Source organism: Rhodococcus erythropolis R138 (assembly GCF_000696675.2).
In the GTDB taxonomy this organism is placed as follows: Bacteria; Actinomycetota; Actinomycetes; order Mycobacteriales; family Mycobacteriaceae; genus Rhodococcus_F; species Rhodococcus_F erythropolis.
Map to the genome: position 1 here is coordinate 1,362,156 of NZ_CP007255.1, position 14,102 is coordinate 1,376,257.

The window sequence follows — 14,102 nt, forward strand, 5'->3', positions numbered from 1 at the left end:
CGCGTCGTCTACGACGTATGGACCTCTTCACCGATCTGTCTGCTCGAGTTGATTCCCTCGATTGGCCTGCGCTGATCGAGGGAATCAACTCCAGTGGGTGTGCCCAGACGGCGCCGATACTCGACGAGTCGGAGTGCCGCGAAATTGCTTCCTGGTACTCGGACGTCGACCGGTTCCGGAGCACCATCGACATGGCTCGATACCGCTTCGGCCAGGGGGAGTACCGGTACTTCAGCGATCCCGTACCGGAGCCGATCACGGCTATGCGATCCGCCTTCTACCGACACCTCCTGCCCGTGGCGCGGGAGTGGGCGTTCAAGCTGGGCGAGGGTGCACCGTGGCCGGATTCATTCGAAGAATGGATCGATCAGTGTCACGACGCCGGTCAGAATCGCCCTACCCCGATCCTTCTGTCCTACGGACCTGGTGACTGGAATGCATTGCATCGGGACTTGTACGGAGAGTTGGTGTTTCCCTTGCAAGTCGTGATCGGGCTCGACAGACCTCGCATCGACCACGCCGGCGGCGAGTTCTTGCTCGTGGAACAGCGGCCGCGCGCCCAGTCGAAAGGGACGGTGACAGTTCTCGAGCAAGGTCACGCGTTGATCTTCACCACGCGGGATCGACCGGTGCAGAGTTCGCGGGGGTGGTCGAGAGCCCCTGTGCGACACGGTGTCAGTGTGGTGCACTCCGGCACGCGTCGAACATTGGGATTGGTGCTTCATGATGCCGAGTAAAACGTACACTCTCCGCGACGCTCGCAACAAACCCTACGAGAGTTCGACGCCCGGTGTCCTTGGCGGGCACCGGAAAACGAAGATCTACGGTCGACTCGACTGTCGAGGGGCTGCGCAGGCAATCGCGCGTGGTGGGTATGTCGCCAGTCGGGTGTTCTTCGCGGACGAGCCGACCGCGATTGCGGCCGGCTATCGCCCCTGTGCCGTCTGCATGCCAGAAGGTTACGCAGCCTGGAAGGCAGTTGCTACGCGCCGAAGCGGTCGCGGTACTCCTTCGGAATGAGCGGCTTGTCGCCGCGGACCTTCAGCTGCTGGACAGCCCAGGTATTGCCGTCCGGGTCGGCGAATCCGAAGAAGGTGCCCCCGTCACGCTCGTCGAAGACGGTGACCTCACTGGCATCGACGCCGCGGTCGATGAGCTCCTGGCGAGCCGTTGCAGCGTCGGCCACGACCAACTGCAATCCCTTCAACGAACCAGGGGCCATCTCGGTTTGCGACGGCAGGTTGCCGATGACGATCGAGCAGCCCGAACCACGCGGAGTGAGCTGGGCGACCGTCATGTGTTCGTTGACGGTGTGGTGGTCGAGATCGAAACCGACCTTGTCACGGTAGAACTCGATGGAGCGGCCGAGGTCACTGACGGGAACGATGACTACTTCGAGGGTCCAGTCCATGAAACTGCCTTTCGCTGAAGAGGTTCGGGTAAACAGGTGGTCAGAGTTGCGCGACGATCTTGTCCAGGCGTTCGTAACCTTCGGTGACGCCGAGCTCCATATTGCTCTCGATCATTCCGTCTCGCGCTTCGAGGCTCGGATATACGGAATGGCCGGAGAGACGGGTGCGTCCGTTGCCCAGGTCCTCGAACGTGATCGATTCGATGCTGACGACGTCGGGAAATCCCTCGTATTCGAAAGTCTGGATGGCAAAGTCGTTCTCGCGAACAACGTGAAATACACCGTTGAACCGGAACTCTTCGCCCTCGGGGTTGCGATGGACGTACTTGTATCGACCGCCGCTCACGAACTCGTATTCGTCGATTTCCATCTCGTATCCGTTGGGGCCGAGCCACTGCTTGACCAGTTCGGGATTCGAATGAGCTGCGAAGACGGCACTGACGGGTGCGTCGAATTCGCGGGTGATGTCGATGTACGGCACGCCCTCAGGAGCCGTGATGCTGACGGGATTGGTGGTAGCCATGGCTAAGTCTCCTTCTGTGTGGTGCTGAGTAGGTGATCGAGCTTGCGGAACTGTTGTTCGTGGATCAGTCGATAGCGGTCGATCCAGGCGGTCAAAGCCTCGAGAGTTGCGGCGTTGAGATGTACCGGCCGCCTCTGGGCTTCGCGGCTGCGAGTGACCAAACCCGCGGCTTCGAGTACCTGAATATGTTTGGAGACGGCCTGTTTCGTGATCTCGAATGGCTCGGCCAACTCGTTGACCGTGTGGGGGCCGGTGCTCAGGCGGGCGATGATCCGCCGTCGTACCGGGTCGGCAAGCGCCATGAACGCTTTGTCGAGGCGCTCGTCTGCCCCTGGATCCACGATCACTTGTCAACCATCTCCTTTATCAACCAATCTGTTGATTACGATACGAGCCTAGGCGGAGGGTGTCAATGCTTCGAAACGGATTAGCGTGGAATTCATGAACGCTCTGATTCCTCGGCCACGAATGGAAGTGGCGCCAGGGGCGATTCTCGTTCCGGATTGGCTCAGCATCGAACACCAGCGCACCCTGGTGGCCGAGTGTCGACGGTGGGCGACCGCGCCCGTGCCGATGCGCTCGGCCGTCGTCCCTGGTGGGCGCAAGATGTCGGTGCAAACAGTCTGTCTCGGTTGGCACTGGCAGCCGTACAAATACACGCGCACCGCCGACGACGTGAACGGTGAACCGGTTGCCGCTGTGCCCGACTGGCTCGTTGGCCTCGGCCGTAGCGCAGTTGCCGCTGCCTATGATGATCCGACTGTGGGGGAGCGGTACACGCCGGACACTGCGCTGATCAATTTCTACGACGAGGGCGCTCGGATGGGCATGCACCAGGACAAGGACGAGCGCTGCGACGCTCCCGTCGTCTCACTGAGTGTCGGGCAGAGTTGTGTCTTTCGATTCGGGAATTCCGAGAACCGGAACAAGCCGTACACCGACGTCGAACTCCATTCGGGTGATCTCTTCGTCTTCGGTGGGGAGTCTCGGTTCGCGTATCACGGAGTGCCGAAAGTTATTGCGGGAAGTGCAAGTCCCGACATCGGTCTGCCGTCCGGGCGGCTGAACATCACCCTGCGGGATACCGGAATGTCGTGAGTCTCAGGCTGATTTCGGCCTCGCGAATCGAGGGGATCGGTGGGCAGCACTCGAAGAAGAAACGGGCATTCAATTTATCGACATCCCAGGTCATTCTGAAATAGCCACCAACTGTGGTCTTTAGCTAAGACATCAATCTACGTTGAATCCGTCCAATTGGTCTCGTTTCATGTCAAGATCAACTGACGACCTTTCAGGCTGAACGAGATGGAGATTCGATGCATTCGATCACACGAGCGGCCCTCATCGGTGCTGCCGCTCTTCCGTTGGCAATGGCTGCTCCCTCGCTGGCCTCAGCTTCCACAGCTGCCGACGTCACCTTCGCTTACAGTGCTTCCGGCTCGACCGTGAGCAACACCATCACCAACAATTCGGGTGGAGCTCTGCAATGCAGCACCTCGCTCGCGAACGCGCCCGGCGGAGTGCTGCCACCAATCGAAGCCACGATCGGTCCAGGACAGACGATCTACGAGAGCGGCGTGATCCCCACCGGTACAACAGTTCAGACGATCAACGATATCCCGGACGGCTCCTACGTCGTCCTGGCATCCTGCGGCAGCGTCGATGAACCGACGAGTATGTGGGTATCGGACTACCCAGGACTCGAGCCCTACCTGGCGATGTTCCCGTACACCACATACGCGGTGCAACAGGCATCCTGGGTGGTCTCACTGCCCAGCGCTGGTGCGCCCACATCAACCCCTGGCATGAACTTCGGGAGCTGACACCGGTAGTGGAACTGTGGATCGCCATCTGCCCGAGAGAATCGGTGTCGGGCGCGACCACTGCCGTCATTGTGCAGTCATTGTTTTCGTCCATCAGAGCTCGCACTGTTCGTCTGTAGTGACAGCGCAATAGGTCCTGTTCACTGCGCAGGATGATCCCGAATGAGAACTGAAGAGTTTGGGAGGCAGTTGTTCTGGCGAGAGCAACCTTTGTGTCATCAGTACAGTCTCGACCGAAACCAGTGATCGAGACTGATCATGTCTATCTTGTGCATGTCGAGACCCAGCTGGGCAGCAGCTTTCACTGCGTCGGCGCGGGGGATAGAGCTTTGGGGCAGAGTCCAATTGGTCTCCCGCGCATGATGCTCGAGAAGGTCGATGACTGCCCGCGGGACAGGTTCGTTGACGTGAAGTGTTGAGCCGTAGCGAAATTGTTGTTCTGTCGACAGTTTGTAGATAGATCGGGCGAGTAGGTTTACGTCGACTACTGACAGGATCGCGCTACCATTGTCGATGATCGAGTCGAGTCGAGAGACGATTCGCGTCAGTGTCGGCAGAAACCATCTGTCGCCGGGTCCGTACACGAGATGGGGCCGGACGACGAGGCCTCCGGCGTCGCGCACGAACTCCTCGGCGAGGGCGCGCGTGCGGCTGGCAGGTGAGAGGGGTTTGAGAGGTGCGCCGTTGACGGGCAGGTCTCGAAACGGGCCTGGCCCGTACACCGCGGCGGTGCTGACGTAGAGCAGCCGTTCGACGCCGACGGCGGCGGCGATCGACGCAACGTTTCGTATGCCGTGTTCGTTGACGTGAACGCACTGTTGTTCGTCGTCGCCCACGTACGACACGCAGCAAATGACGGTGGACGCCTGGCTCATAGCAACTCGTAGAGAGGCGCTTTCGTTGATGTCACCGATAGTGGCGGCAATTCCGTTGCGGCTGAGTTGTTTGGCTGCGCTGTCCGTGCGAACGAAACCGATTGCAGCGTCTCCGTTCCGGGAAACCAGCTGGTTCATCACTGCTGAGCCGATGAAACCAGTGGCCCCGAGTACCAGAGTCGTCACGGTGTGTCCGTGTCGAGGGCGTTGCTGCCGGGTCTTTCGACGTATCGTTGAGATTCATTCCGTCGGCAACGAGAGCTGGGTAGATCATGCAGGAGCGTGCGGTCCTCACGCGCCAGGCCGTCATTTTGGGTGCTGCGAAGAGCTTCGAGAAGTTCGGGTACTCCGCCAGCCTGGGCACGATCTTGCAACACGGGGGCGTGTCCAAGGGTGCGATGTATTTTCATTTCGCGTCGAAGGAGGAGCTTGCGCACGCGGTCATCGCAGCGCAGCACGGTATGGCGATGGAGGGTACCCGGCGGGTTGCTGCGCATTCCGACATCGCGGTCGAAACCCTGGTGCTCGTTTCGCAGGAGATGGCTCGGCAGCTTGTGACCGAGCCCATCGCGCGAGGTGGCATGCGGTTGACGATGGAGATCGGCAGTATTCAAGGTCCCATCGAACAGCCGTACCTCGATTGGATCGAGGCTATCAAGCAGGTGGCAACGCAAGCGGCCGAAGCCGGCGATATCGTCCCGGGCACCGATATCGACGCGTTGGCTCGATTTGTGGTGGGGTCGTTCACCGGAGTGCAGATTCTCTCGGAAATGCTTACGGGCAGAACCGATCTGTACGAGCGGTTGAGTCAGATGTGGAACTTGGTGCTGCCAACGATCGTCCGCGAGGACAAGTTGGCGCACGTCATGCAACTGGCGGCGCTTGCACCGAGAGAGTGGGAAGCACCGAGCGCTTGACGTGGAAGACGCGACGAGAAGAACGTGTTCGTTCCCTCTCATGATTGGTCCGCAACTGTAAGTTCAAGTTCCGCGGTGGTTTCCAGTTCTTGAGTGAACCGAACTCGGTGCACATGGCCTGACGCGTCAAGGGGGGTCGTTGACACCTCGCACGGCGTTTCCCATTCAGTGAACCTCGGAAAGACCGCCGAGAGTGAGGCGATCTTGGTTGCTGAGTTGCCGATGTGGAATCGGACCGCTTGTCGGGCGGCCTCGAAAAGAATCATTCCTGGGATGTGGTCGACGGGGTGGTCGAAAAGGGAGTGGTTGCGCGGATCGGGAGTGCAGAACATCGTGTGCCGAGCAGGATCAGTGCTGATGAGCACATCTCCATCGGTTAGGCGTCCGACTCGCTCCGATCCGACCACCGCGGTTCCGGAAGGAAGGATGCGCAGGCTCGGGCGGTGGTCTTCTCGTCCTTGCCGAATTCGACGGTATCCTTCAGGGCTGACTCCTCGCGCAACAGCTTTGCATCTGGCGACGTGCCGGTTGCCCTCTCTGAGGATCCCCGACACTTCGACCCCCGAGACCGCTCCGTCGCGATGAGTGAGGTTGTCCGCTGTCATCGAGAAACTCAACGGCTCCGCGACTGGTTGCACGTCGAGCGCATCCAACATCTCGAAGCTGAATGTTTCCATGAGGAACTTGTAGTGCAGTGGAATCTCGTATCGGGTGTGGCAGAGAAGCACCACTGCCTGTCGAAATGCTTCTGCCACCCCGAGTGGATCGTGTTGCTCGCTCGATACGTCGAATATCCGGTGCGAGACCGGGAGTTGCACAGCAACCTGGTACGCCGAGTCCGATTCGATCCGGTAGTCCGTCAAGAAAACCTCGGCAACAGCATGTCTGTGGACGAGATGCCGCGGCACTGTGCGTGTGTATTCCATTGATTGAATGCACCTTTCGATGTTCGCTCGTGTCTTCGGTGTCGTGTAGGAACCAATTTTCGACGTCCGGACACGTCGTCGAATCGTCAAAATTGACGATCTTTGCGAAGGTCGAGTTCGATCAGGGGTAGCACCCATCTCAACGAGTGTGTCTGGGGCACTTCCTGCTAGAAGCGTCCGATCCGAAGTTCCAGTGGGTGTCTACGTGCGTCGTGACCAGAGCGGCGGAGCATCGCGCATGCCTCCAGTTGGGAGTGCACCCCCAGTTTCTGCAGGATGCTTCGGACGTGGGCGCGAACCGTGGTCGGTGCGATGTGGGCGGTTCGAGCAATCGAGTCGACATTCGAACCGCCGTAGAGAAGACCCACGATCTCGAATTCGCGATCGGTGAGACTGCCGATTCGTGCGGATTCTTCGGTGCGCAACCGGATGCGTTGTACGAGCGAGGACTTCTCGTGTGCAGGTTGAGTGGAATTGGGGTTGAGTGCGGCCTGCAGCTCATCGAGCAGCGATGCGAACGGGAGTTGAGAGTTGAGCGCGGAGTGGGCGCCCGCAGCAAGTCCCCGAATCATGGAGCGGCCGCTACTGAGATCGCCGACCAGGACCGATCCCTCGAGTGCGGAAAGCTCCTTCACCTGCCAATCGACGCCCCCGCTGGGTAGGAGAACAAGCGCTCTACCGTGATCGCTGGTGTGGTGCCTTAACAGGCTCATGTCTGCGGTTTGTGGCGCGGAATAAGCCCCGGCGCTTATTCCGGCAGCGATTGCATTGGCGAACCCTCGATCGCTATGAGTGGTGTACACCGTGACTGTGCTGGAGTGTGTCATAGCGACTACATCACCGGCGGAGGTCCAGTCCGCCCGTTTTCCGCGTTGCGAATCCAAAACCGTTGGTTTCAGCGTGGTTTCGTCAGCGGGCTCGTTATCGGAGTGACCTCTTCACTGATGCGCACGAAGGGTGACAGCGATAGCGCAGTTGTCCGTCCGCCCATGGAGACTCGCGCGTCCGACACCTGATCGTGGACCTTCGAATTATGCTAGGGCGCTGAATATTTGGGCGATGAGTATCCCGCGTAGACGAGCCATTGGACGTTCCGTCGACGACGTGAACGACTCTCCAGTGGCTGGCGGCATTCAGTCGTCTCGATCGAGTTTCCGCGAGCCGGTGCGTCGCACTCTCAATGTTCTGTACCCAGTCGGGTCGAGATATTGACTGTTACCGGCAGTTGCACATACCCTGTACATTGGCGCTGACCTTAGGGAACCCGGCCTGAACCGGCCGATCGTTCTCGGCCACTGCCGACGCCAGATGTAGCTTCGCGACGACCTACGAAACGAGTTTCCTCCATGACAAAGCATGTCGACGTACTGATCATCGGCGCTGGCTTGTCCGGAATCGGCGCGGCTTGCCACCTCATTCGTGAGAAGACCGGAAGCACTTACGCGATCCTCGAGCGTCGCGAGAACATCGGTGGCACCTGGGACCTGTTCAAGTACCCGGGCATCCGTTCGGACTCCGACATGCTCACCTTCGGATTCGGTTTCCGTCCTTGGATCGGCACCAAAGTGCTCGCAGACGGCGCCAGTATCCGTGACTACGTCGAGGAAACCGCCAAGGAATACGGCGTCACCGACCACATCAACTTCGGCCGCAAGGTCGTGTCTATGGACTTCGACCGTACCGCCGCGCAGTGGTCCGTGACCGTCCTGGTCGAGTCGACGGGGGAGACCGAGACGTGGACCGCGAACGTCCTCGTCGGCGCCTGTGGTTACTACAACTACGACAAGGGCTACCGCCCCGCCTTCCCCGGTGAGGACGACTTCCGCGGTCAGATCGTGCACCCGCAGCACTGGCCGGAGGATCTCGATTACACCGGAAAGAAGGTAGTGGTCATCGGTTCCGGCGCCACCGCGATCACGCTGATCCCGTCGATGGCCCCCACCGCCGGTCACGTCACCATGCTGCAGCGCTCGCCCACGTGGATCCAGGCGCTTCCGTCCGAGGACCCTGTTGCCAAGGGTCTCAAGCTCGCACGCGTTCCCGACCAGATTGCTTACAAGATTGGTCGAGCCCGCAATATCGCACTGCAACGCGCCAGCTTTCAGCTTTCTCGCACCAACCCGAAGCTGGCCAAGAAGCTGTTCCTCGCCCAGATCCGCCTGCAGCTCGGCAAGAACGTGGACCTGCGTCACTTCACTCCCAGCTACAACCCGTGGGATCAGCGCCTGTGCGTGGTTCCCAACGGGGACCTGTTCAAGGTGCTCAAGAGCGGCAAGGCCGACATCGTCACCGACCGTATCGCCACGTTCACCGAGAAGGGCATCGTGACCGAGTCGGGCCGCGAAATCGAGGCCGACGTCATCGTCACGGCGACCGGCTTGAACGTACAGATTCTGGGCGGCGCAACCATGAGCATCGACGGCGAGCCGGTCAAGCTCAACGAGACTGTGGCCTACAAGAGCGTGCTCTACTCCGACATCCCGAACTTCCTGATGATCCTCGGCTACACCAACGCGTCGTGGACGCTCAAGGCTGACCTGGCCGCGTCCTATCTGTGTCGCGTGCTCAAGATCATGCGCGATCGCAGCTACACGACTTTCGAGGTTCACGCCGAACCCGAGGACTTCGCCGAAGAATCTCTCATGGGCGGAGCCCTGACCTCGGGCTACATCCAGCGCGGCGACGGAGAAATGCCGCGTCAGGGTGCCCGCGGCGCGTGGAAAGTGGTCAACAATTACTACCGCGACCGCAAGCTGATGCACGACGCCGAGATCGAAGACGGTGTGCTGCAGTTCAGCAAGGTCGATATTGCTGTCGTGCCTGATAGCAAGGTCGCCAGCGCATAGTCGACTCCACCTGAGGCGAACCGGTCGCACCACCCAGACGTCGGTCCGACGTCTGGGAAGGCTGAACGTGACGCTGCGAGATATCGGTATGGCGTGACTGCTCAGGCTGATTCTGTCCGCTTGACCCGCACGTTATGCACAACCATCGGGACAGTTATTGCCAAGACCATCGCTATCACGAACACCGATATGAAAACCCAAGGACGTTCTGTATCGGATGCCCGGACGGTCAACACCGCTCCACTCGTAAGCAGGGGCATCCCTGCTGCCGCGAGTAGATCGACGTGCCGCGGGGCGACAGGAGGTCCGGCGAAGTATGGAACTCGAACCCCGGAGTTCTCTCGAAGCATCCGTCGCTCCGACATCGCGTAAGTGCTCGCGCCGACTGCGAAAATGACCAGTCCCAGTACGACAAGACCAATTCCCGTTCGGGTGGTGAGTGCGGCAAACATGAACACCGATGTCACTGCCGGATAGAGCACCACCAGCTTCCAGAGTGGAGTCTTGGTCCGCGTGTCGACTGCAACACTGACCGGGCGCATCGGTTCGAGAGGCTCCATCAGCTCAGCGTGCCATGCGCCGCTCGAGAAACAAACTGTCTGTGCCGTTTCTGGAAGACTCCGGCTGCCTGGCCTGGATGTCGGGACCCCTCACTACGATTCTCGTCGTGACCGATTACGACGATCTCGACATGTTCGGTGGCCTCGACGCCTCCTCCCTGCCGCTCCGCCAGCAGCAGATTCTGATGACCATCCGGGATCTCGTGGCTGCCAACGGGTGCACACCGAGCACGCGGCAGATCGGAGACTCGGTTGGTCTGCGCTCGACGTCGACGGTATCCAAGCACCTCAAGAGCCTCGAAGAAAAGGGCTTCCTCCGTAGGGGAGCGGCCATGGCTCGGCAGTTGGACGTGCGGCCGTTCCTCGTGGGAGCGAAGGAACAGTCGTCGTCGAACACCGTGACGGTTCCGGTCGTCGGTGACATTGCGGCCGGCGCGCCGATCCTCGCGGAGGAGCACGCCGACGAGGTGCTGGCGCTTCCTCGCGAGCTCGTGGGCTCCGGCACGGTGTTCGGACTTCGGGTGCGCGGTGAGTCGATGGTCGACGCAGCAATCTGCGATGGCGACGTCGTCGTGGTGCGGCGCCAGGACGAGGCCCATTCCGGCGAGATCGTCGCCGCGATGATCGACGGCGAGGCCACCGTGAAGGTGCTCCGGCGCCGCGACGGTCACGTGTACCTCGAGCCTCGTAATCCCGCATACAGCGTCATCGACGGCGATCGCGCGGCCATCTTGGGCAAGGTTGTTTCGGTGATGCGACGTATCTGAGTGGTGTCCGGTCTCAGCGATGGTTGGCGCGGGGACCGTTGTATTCCTCATCGGTGACTTTGTCGCCCCATGTAGTTTCGGTGCTTCCGTCGCCGGGTCCTTCCCACAGCGCAAGGTGGGTCATGAAACGGTCGGGTGCCGCGCCGTGCCAGTGTTCCTCTCCTGCCGGGGTATAGATGGTCTCGCCCGGGTGAACTTCGACGATCTCGCCGCCGCGAGCTTGAACCAGCGCGGTCCCGGAGACGATGTGGAGGGTCTGCCCGAGGACATGGGAATGCCAGTCGGTTCGCGCACAAGGTGCAAAGCGAACCATGTTGGCGCGCATCCTCGACGGCTCCTGGCCGGCGTAGATGACGTCCCACCAGACGTCGCCGGTGAACCAGTCGCTGGGTGCTTTGCTGGTGGGCTGGGGCTTCAAGAGTTCCATGAGGTCTCCTCGGAATCGAAAGGGGCGGTTCAGTTCTGCGTCAGCGGAACAAGTCGAATGGTGTTGGGTGCGGCGGCGCGGCCGGTGACGGAGCCGACGATCTGCGGGCCGTAGCGGTCGTACTTGGTGTGGTAGGCGGAGTCGATCGCCGAGTGCGCATCCGGTGCGGCGGACTCGAACACCACGTCCCGCTCAATTCCTCCTGCGCGGATTCGGCCCCTTCCACTTGCCGTTGCTCGGACGAACCACGGGTTGTCGGTTCCGTATGCCGAGCGCACGTACAGTTGGTTGTCGGCACGGACGACCCAAATCGTGACGCACGGCCTTGCGGTGCCGTCGCGGCGGTTAGAGGAGATCTGCAATTCCTCGGCACCACCGATCTTGGTCAGTTCAGCCTCGGTCCACGAGTGCGACATCTCGGCTTCCTTTCTCCTGTTCGAATTGCTTTGTGGTACTTCGCGTTCTCGTAGCCGGGACGATCAGTGCGAGGACGATGACGAGACAAGCGGCCAGCAGGGCGGTGCCTGCGGTGAGAGCCGTTGATACGTGATCGGTGAGTGCCGTTGTAGCGTCGTCGGCAGAGGCTCCGGCGCCCGCGGAAACTGCGACGAGGATGCCGAGTCCGAGAGCACTGCCCAGTTGGTGTGCAGTGTTGACCAATCCTGATGCGGCACCGGCATCCTCGGCCTCTACCCCGGAGATACCGGCAGAAGTCAGCGGAGCGAAAGCCAACCCCTGCCCGGCGCCGATCAATATCATCGGAAGTGCTATCGCAGTGAGATACGTGCTACCGGGATGGACCAGACTGAGCCACGCCATCCCGGCGAGGGTGACGGCAATGCCAACCGACAGAATTGCGGAATTTCCGAATCGTGGTGTCAGTCGCGGAATCAGCATCGCCACAGCAAAATTGACGATCGTCATCGGGAAGAAGGCGATGCCAGCTTGGAACGCGCTGAAGCCCATGACGCCTTGGAGTAGCTGAGTCGTGAAGTAGAAAAATCCGATCATGGCACCCAGATAGAGCATTCGGGCGGCGTACGCCCCGGATCGCTCCCGGCTGCGGAACAACCGCAGTGGCATGATCGGCTGCTCCGCTCTAGCTTCGTTGAGGAAGAGCAAGGTCAGTAGTATCGCCCCGGCCGCCAGTGTCGCAACAGTGATCGGTGAGGTCCACCCCGCTTCGGCCGAGTCGACGGTGCCGAAGACGAGTGCGGTCATGCCGAGTGTGGCGAGAACAGCGCCCGCCACATCGAAACGTCCGGAGTTGGGTTCGGTTTCCGGAATGAACCGGGGAGCGAGCGCGATCATCGCGATTCCGATCGGAACGTTGATGAAAAAGCCTGCGCGCCATGACACCCAGTCGGCAAGGGCGCCGCCGATCACGAGGCCGAGGCTGGCGCCTATTCCCGCCGCAGCGCCGTACCAGGCAACAGCGCGCGTTCGCTCCGGGCCGGGCGGGAAACTGGCAGTCAGCAGTGACAGCGACGCCGGGGCCACCACTGCGGCTCCGACGCCTTGGAGAGCGCGCGCCGCGATGAGCCACCAGCCGTTCGGCGCGACCCCGACGAGAAACGACGCAATCGCGAAAATTGCGAGACCGGAGACGAATACGCGACGACGGCCGAAGATATCCCCGAGACGAGCGCCCAGCAGGAGAAGGCCGCCGAACACCAGGGTGTAGGCGTCCTGGACCCAGGACAGCCCGGTTGCCGAGTAACCCATGCTGCTTTGGATGCTGGGTAGCCCGGTGAAGATGATCGAATTGTCTAGCAGGATCATGAAATAGCTGATCAGAATGATCGCCAGGATCGCGGTGGAATTGATGCGACCGGCAACGGGACGGTTGGCAGTGTGGGTCACGCGCTTCTTCTTCGCAAGTGGTGGACGTTCGCAAGTGGTGGATTACGGGCGGACGAGGACCTTCAACGATTCACGGGAGTCCATGGCTCGATAGCCTTCCGCTACGTCGTCGAGCCCGACGGTGTGGTCGAAGACCTTGCCCGGCTCGATCTTTCCGTCGAGCACATCCGGCATCAGCTCTTCGATGTACGCGCGCACCGGAGCCGGTCCACCGGTGAGCGTGATGTTGGGTCCGAAGAGCGTCCCGAATCCGATTGGGGCTTCTTCGTATTGGGGTACTCCGACTCGGCTGATGACGCCGCCCGGTCGGACAACTCCGAGTGACTGCTCGTAGGCAGGCATGTGACCTACCGCTTCGAGGACGACATGAGTGCCGTCGCCTCCGGTCAGTTCGCGGACTTTCTCGATGCCCTCGTCCCCACGTTCGGCAACTACATCGGTGGCTCCGAACTCGAGGCCGAGGTCCGTGCGGGTCTTGTGGCGCCCCATGAGGATGATGCGCTCGGCGCCGAGGCGTTTGGCGGAGAGCACTGCCATCAGCCCCACGGCTCCATCGCCGATGACCGTGACCGTCGTGCGTTCGTTGACGCCACCCTTGACCGCCGCGTGATAGCCGGTGCCGAAGACGTCGGAGAGCGTGAGCAGTGACGGCAGGAGTTCGGAGTCCTCACCGACCGGCGCCTTGACCAGGGTGCCGTCTGCCAACGGCACTCGGATGGCCTCCGCCTGCCCGCCTCCGATCCCGTTTCCGGCCCAGAAGCCGCCGTGGCGGCAAGACGTCTGCAAGCCTTCGCGGCAGAAGTCGCACGTCCCGTCGGACCAGGCGAAGGGGGCGATGACGAAGTCGCCCTTCTTCAACGTGGACACCTCGCGACCGGTCTCTTCGACCACTCCGACAAATTCGTGGCCCATCGGGGAACCACCGGGTGTTGCCGGCATGTTGTGGTAAGGGTGCAGGTCAGAGCCGCAAACGCAGGCCCTGACGACCCGCACGATCGCGTCCGTCGGCTGCTGCAGTACCGGATCGGGCACGGTCTCGACCCGAACGTCTCCGGCGCCGTACATGATGGTTGCTCGCATGGTGTCCCCTCTTGCTTCTGGTGTCGCGTGCTTGGAAGTCGACGTTTCTGCGTGAACCGGTCGACTGCAATCAGTCAACGCGGC

At 61.0% G+C, this 14,102-nt stretch carries 18 protein-coding genes; 7 read left to right on the plus strand and 11 right to left on the minus strand.

The genetic code is table 11. The features are described 5' to 3' along the window. Window positions 1-17 precede the first annotated feature (17 nt). Window positions 18-737: a 2OG-Fe(II) oxygenase gene (locus H351_RS06250; protein WP_021331796.1), complete on the plus strand. Its 720-nt coding sequence runs from the start codon at window positions 18-20 to the stop codon at window positions 735-737. Continuing rightward, entirely contained in the window at window positions 727-1,020 is a 294-nt protein-coding gene (locus tag H351_RS31355; protein ID WP_078377346.1) for an Ada metal-binding domain-containing protein, read from the plus strand. The genes H351_RS06250 and H351_RS31355 overlap by 11 nt, the downstream gene beginning before the upstream one ends. On the opposite strand, the gene H351_RS06255 is transcribed toward H351_RS31355, so the two are convergent. Genes H351_RS06255 through H351_RS06265 form a run of 3 tightly spaced genes read right to left on the minus strand, consistent with a single transcriptional unit; the run spans window position 983 to window position 2,281 of the window. Continuing rightward, window positions 983-1,411, minus strand: a complete 429-nt coding sequence (locus H351_RS06255; RefSeq protein WP_019745616.1) for a VOC family protein — start codon at window positions 1,409-1,411, stop codon at window positions 983-985. The two genes, H351_RS31355 and H351_RS06255, sit on opposite strands and share 38 nt — an antisense overlap. Before the next feature lie 40 nt (window positions 1,412-1,451). Next, window positions 1,452-1,934: an SRPBCC family protein gene (locus H351_RS06260; protein WP_029256428.1), complete on the minus strand. Its 483-nt coding sequence runs from the start codon at window positions 1,932-1,934 to the stop codon at window positions 1,452-1,454. A gap of 2 nt (window positions 1,935-1,936) precedes the next feature. Then, on the minus strand, window positions 1,937-2,281 hold the full coding sequence (locus H351_RS06265) for an ArsR/SmtB family transcription factor (RefSeq protein ID WP_029256427.1): 345 nt from the start codon (window positions 2,279-2,281) through the stop codon (window positions 1,937-1,939). Between the two features lie 94 nt (window positions 2,282-2,375). Between H351_RS06265 and H351_RS06270 the strand changes: the two genes are divergently transcribed. Beyond that, entirely contained in the window at window positions 2,376-3,032 is a 657-nt protein-coding gene (locus H351_RS06270) for an alpha-ketoglutarate-dependent dioxygenase AlkB family protein (protein WP_029256426.1), read from the plus strand. Window positions 3,033-3,250: 218 nt separating this feature from the next. Beyond that, window positions 3,251-3,757 (plus strand): hypothetical protein, encoded by a 507-nt coding sequence (locus H351_RS06275; protein ID WP_020909371.1) that lies wholly within the window; start codon window positions 3,251-3,253, stop codon window positions 3,755-3,757. A 218-nt stretch (window positions 3,758-3,975) separates the two neighbouring features. On the opposite strand, the gene H351_RS06280 is transcribed toward H351_RS06275, so the two are convergent. Beyond that, window positions 3,976-4,818: an NAD-dependent epimerase/dehydratase family protein gene (locus H351_RS06280; RefSeq protein WP_029256425.1), complete on the minus strand. Its 843-nt coding sequence runs from the start codon at window positions 4,816-4,818 to the stop codon at window positions 3,976-3,978. Between the two features lie 86 nt (window positions 4,819-4,904). Between H351_RS06280 and H351_RS06285 the strand changes: the two genes are divergently transcribed. Beyond that, a complete protein-coding gene (locus H351_RS06285) occupies window positions 4,905-5,549 on the plus strand; it encodes a ScbR family autoregulator-binding transcription factor (RefSeq protein ID WP_003940238.1) in 645 nt (214 codons plus the stop codon). 38 nt (window positions 5,550-5,587) lie between these two features. Here the strand turns inward: H351_RS06285 and H351_RS06290 are convergent, their stop codons facing one another. Beyond that, window positions 5,588-6,475: a ScbA/BarX family gamma-butyrolactone biosynthesis protein gene (locus H351_RS06290; RefSeq protein WP_029256424.1), complete on the minus strand. Its 888-nt coding sequence runs from the start codon at window positions 6,473-6,475 to the stop codon at window positions 5,588-5,590. A gap of 167 nt (window positions 6,476-6,642) precedes the next feature. Beyond that, the gene (locus H351_RS06295) at window positions 6,643-7,188 is read right to left on the minus strand and encodes a helix-turn-helix transcriptional regulator (protein ID WP_244891451.1); all 546 of its coding nucleotides are present in this window, start codon (window positions 7,186-7,188) and stop codon (window positions 6,643-6,645) included. 633 nt (window positions 7,189-7,821) lie between these two features. On the opposite strand from H351_RS06295, the gene H351_RS06300 reads away from it, so the two are divergent. Beyond that, window positions 7,822-9,321: a flavin-containing monooxygenase gene (locus H351_RS06300; protein WP_029256422.1), complete on the plus strand. Its 1,500-nt coding sequence runs from the start codon at window positions 7,822-7,824 to the stop codon at window positions 9,319-9,321. 101 nt (window positions 9,322-9,422) lie between these two features. Here H351_RS06300 and H351_RS06305 read toward each other — a convergent pair whose 3' ends face one another. Beyond that, entirely contained in the window at window positions 9,423-9,881 is a 459-nt protein-coding gene (locus H351_RS06305; protein WP_029256421.1) for a hypothetical protein, read from the minus strand. Window positions 9,882-9,958: 77 nt separating this feature from the next. Here H351_RS06305 and lexA point away from each other — a divergent pair, with 77 nt between their 5' ends. Next, complete coding sequence (lexA, locus tag H351_RS06310; protein ID WP_201026962.1) at window positions 9,959-10,648, plus strand: transcriptional repressor LexA; 690 nt, start codon at window positions 9,959-9,961, stop codon at window positions 10,646-10,648. A 13-nt stretch (window positions 10,649-10,661) separates the two neighbouring features. Here the strand turns inward: lexA and H351_RS06315 are convergent, their stop codons facing one another. Genes H351_RS06315 through H351_RS06330 form a run of 4 tightly spaced genes read right to left on the minus strand, consistent with a single transcriptional unit; the run spans window position 10,662 to window position 14,018 of the window. Continuing rightward, window positions 10,662-11,075 (minus strand): (R)-mandelonitrile lyase, encoded by a 414-nt coding sequence (locus H351_RS06315; protein ID WP_020971009.1) that lies wholly within the window; start codon window positions 11,073-11,075, stop codon window positions 10,662-10,664. A gap of 29 nt (window positions 11,076-11,104) precedes the next feature. Beyond that, complete coding sequence (locus H351_RS06320) at window positions 11,105-11,491, minus strand: DUF2255 family protein (protein ID WP_029256419.1); 387 nt, start codon at window positions 11,489-11,491, stop codon at window positions 11,105-11,107. After that, the gene (locus H351_RS06325) at window positions 11,466-12,938 is read right to left on the minus strand and encodes an MFS transporter (protein ID WP_029256418.1); all 1,473 of its coding nucleotides are present in this window, start codon (window positions 12,936-12,938) and stop codon (window positions 11,466-11,468) included. The genes H351_RS06320 and H351_RS06325 overlap by 26 nt, the downstream gene beginning before the upstream one ends. Before the next feature lie 42 nt (window positions 12,939-12,980). Next, a complete protein-coding gene (locus H351_RS06330) occupies window positions 12,981-14,018 on the minus strand; it encodes a zinc-dependent alcohol dehydrogenase family protein (RefSeq protein ID WP_029256417.1) in 1,038 nt (345 codons plus the stop codon). Window positions 14,019-14,102: the final 84 nt, after the last annotated feature.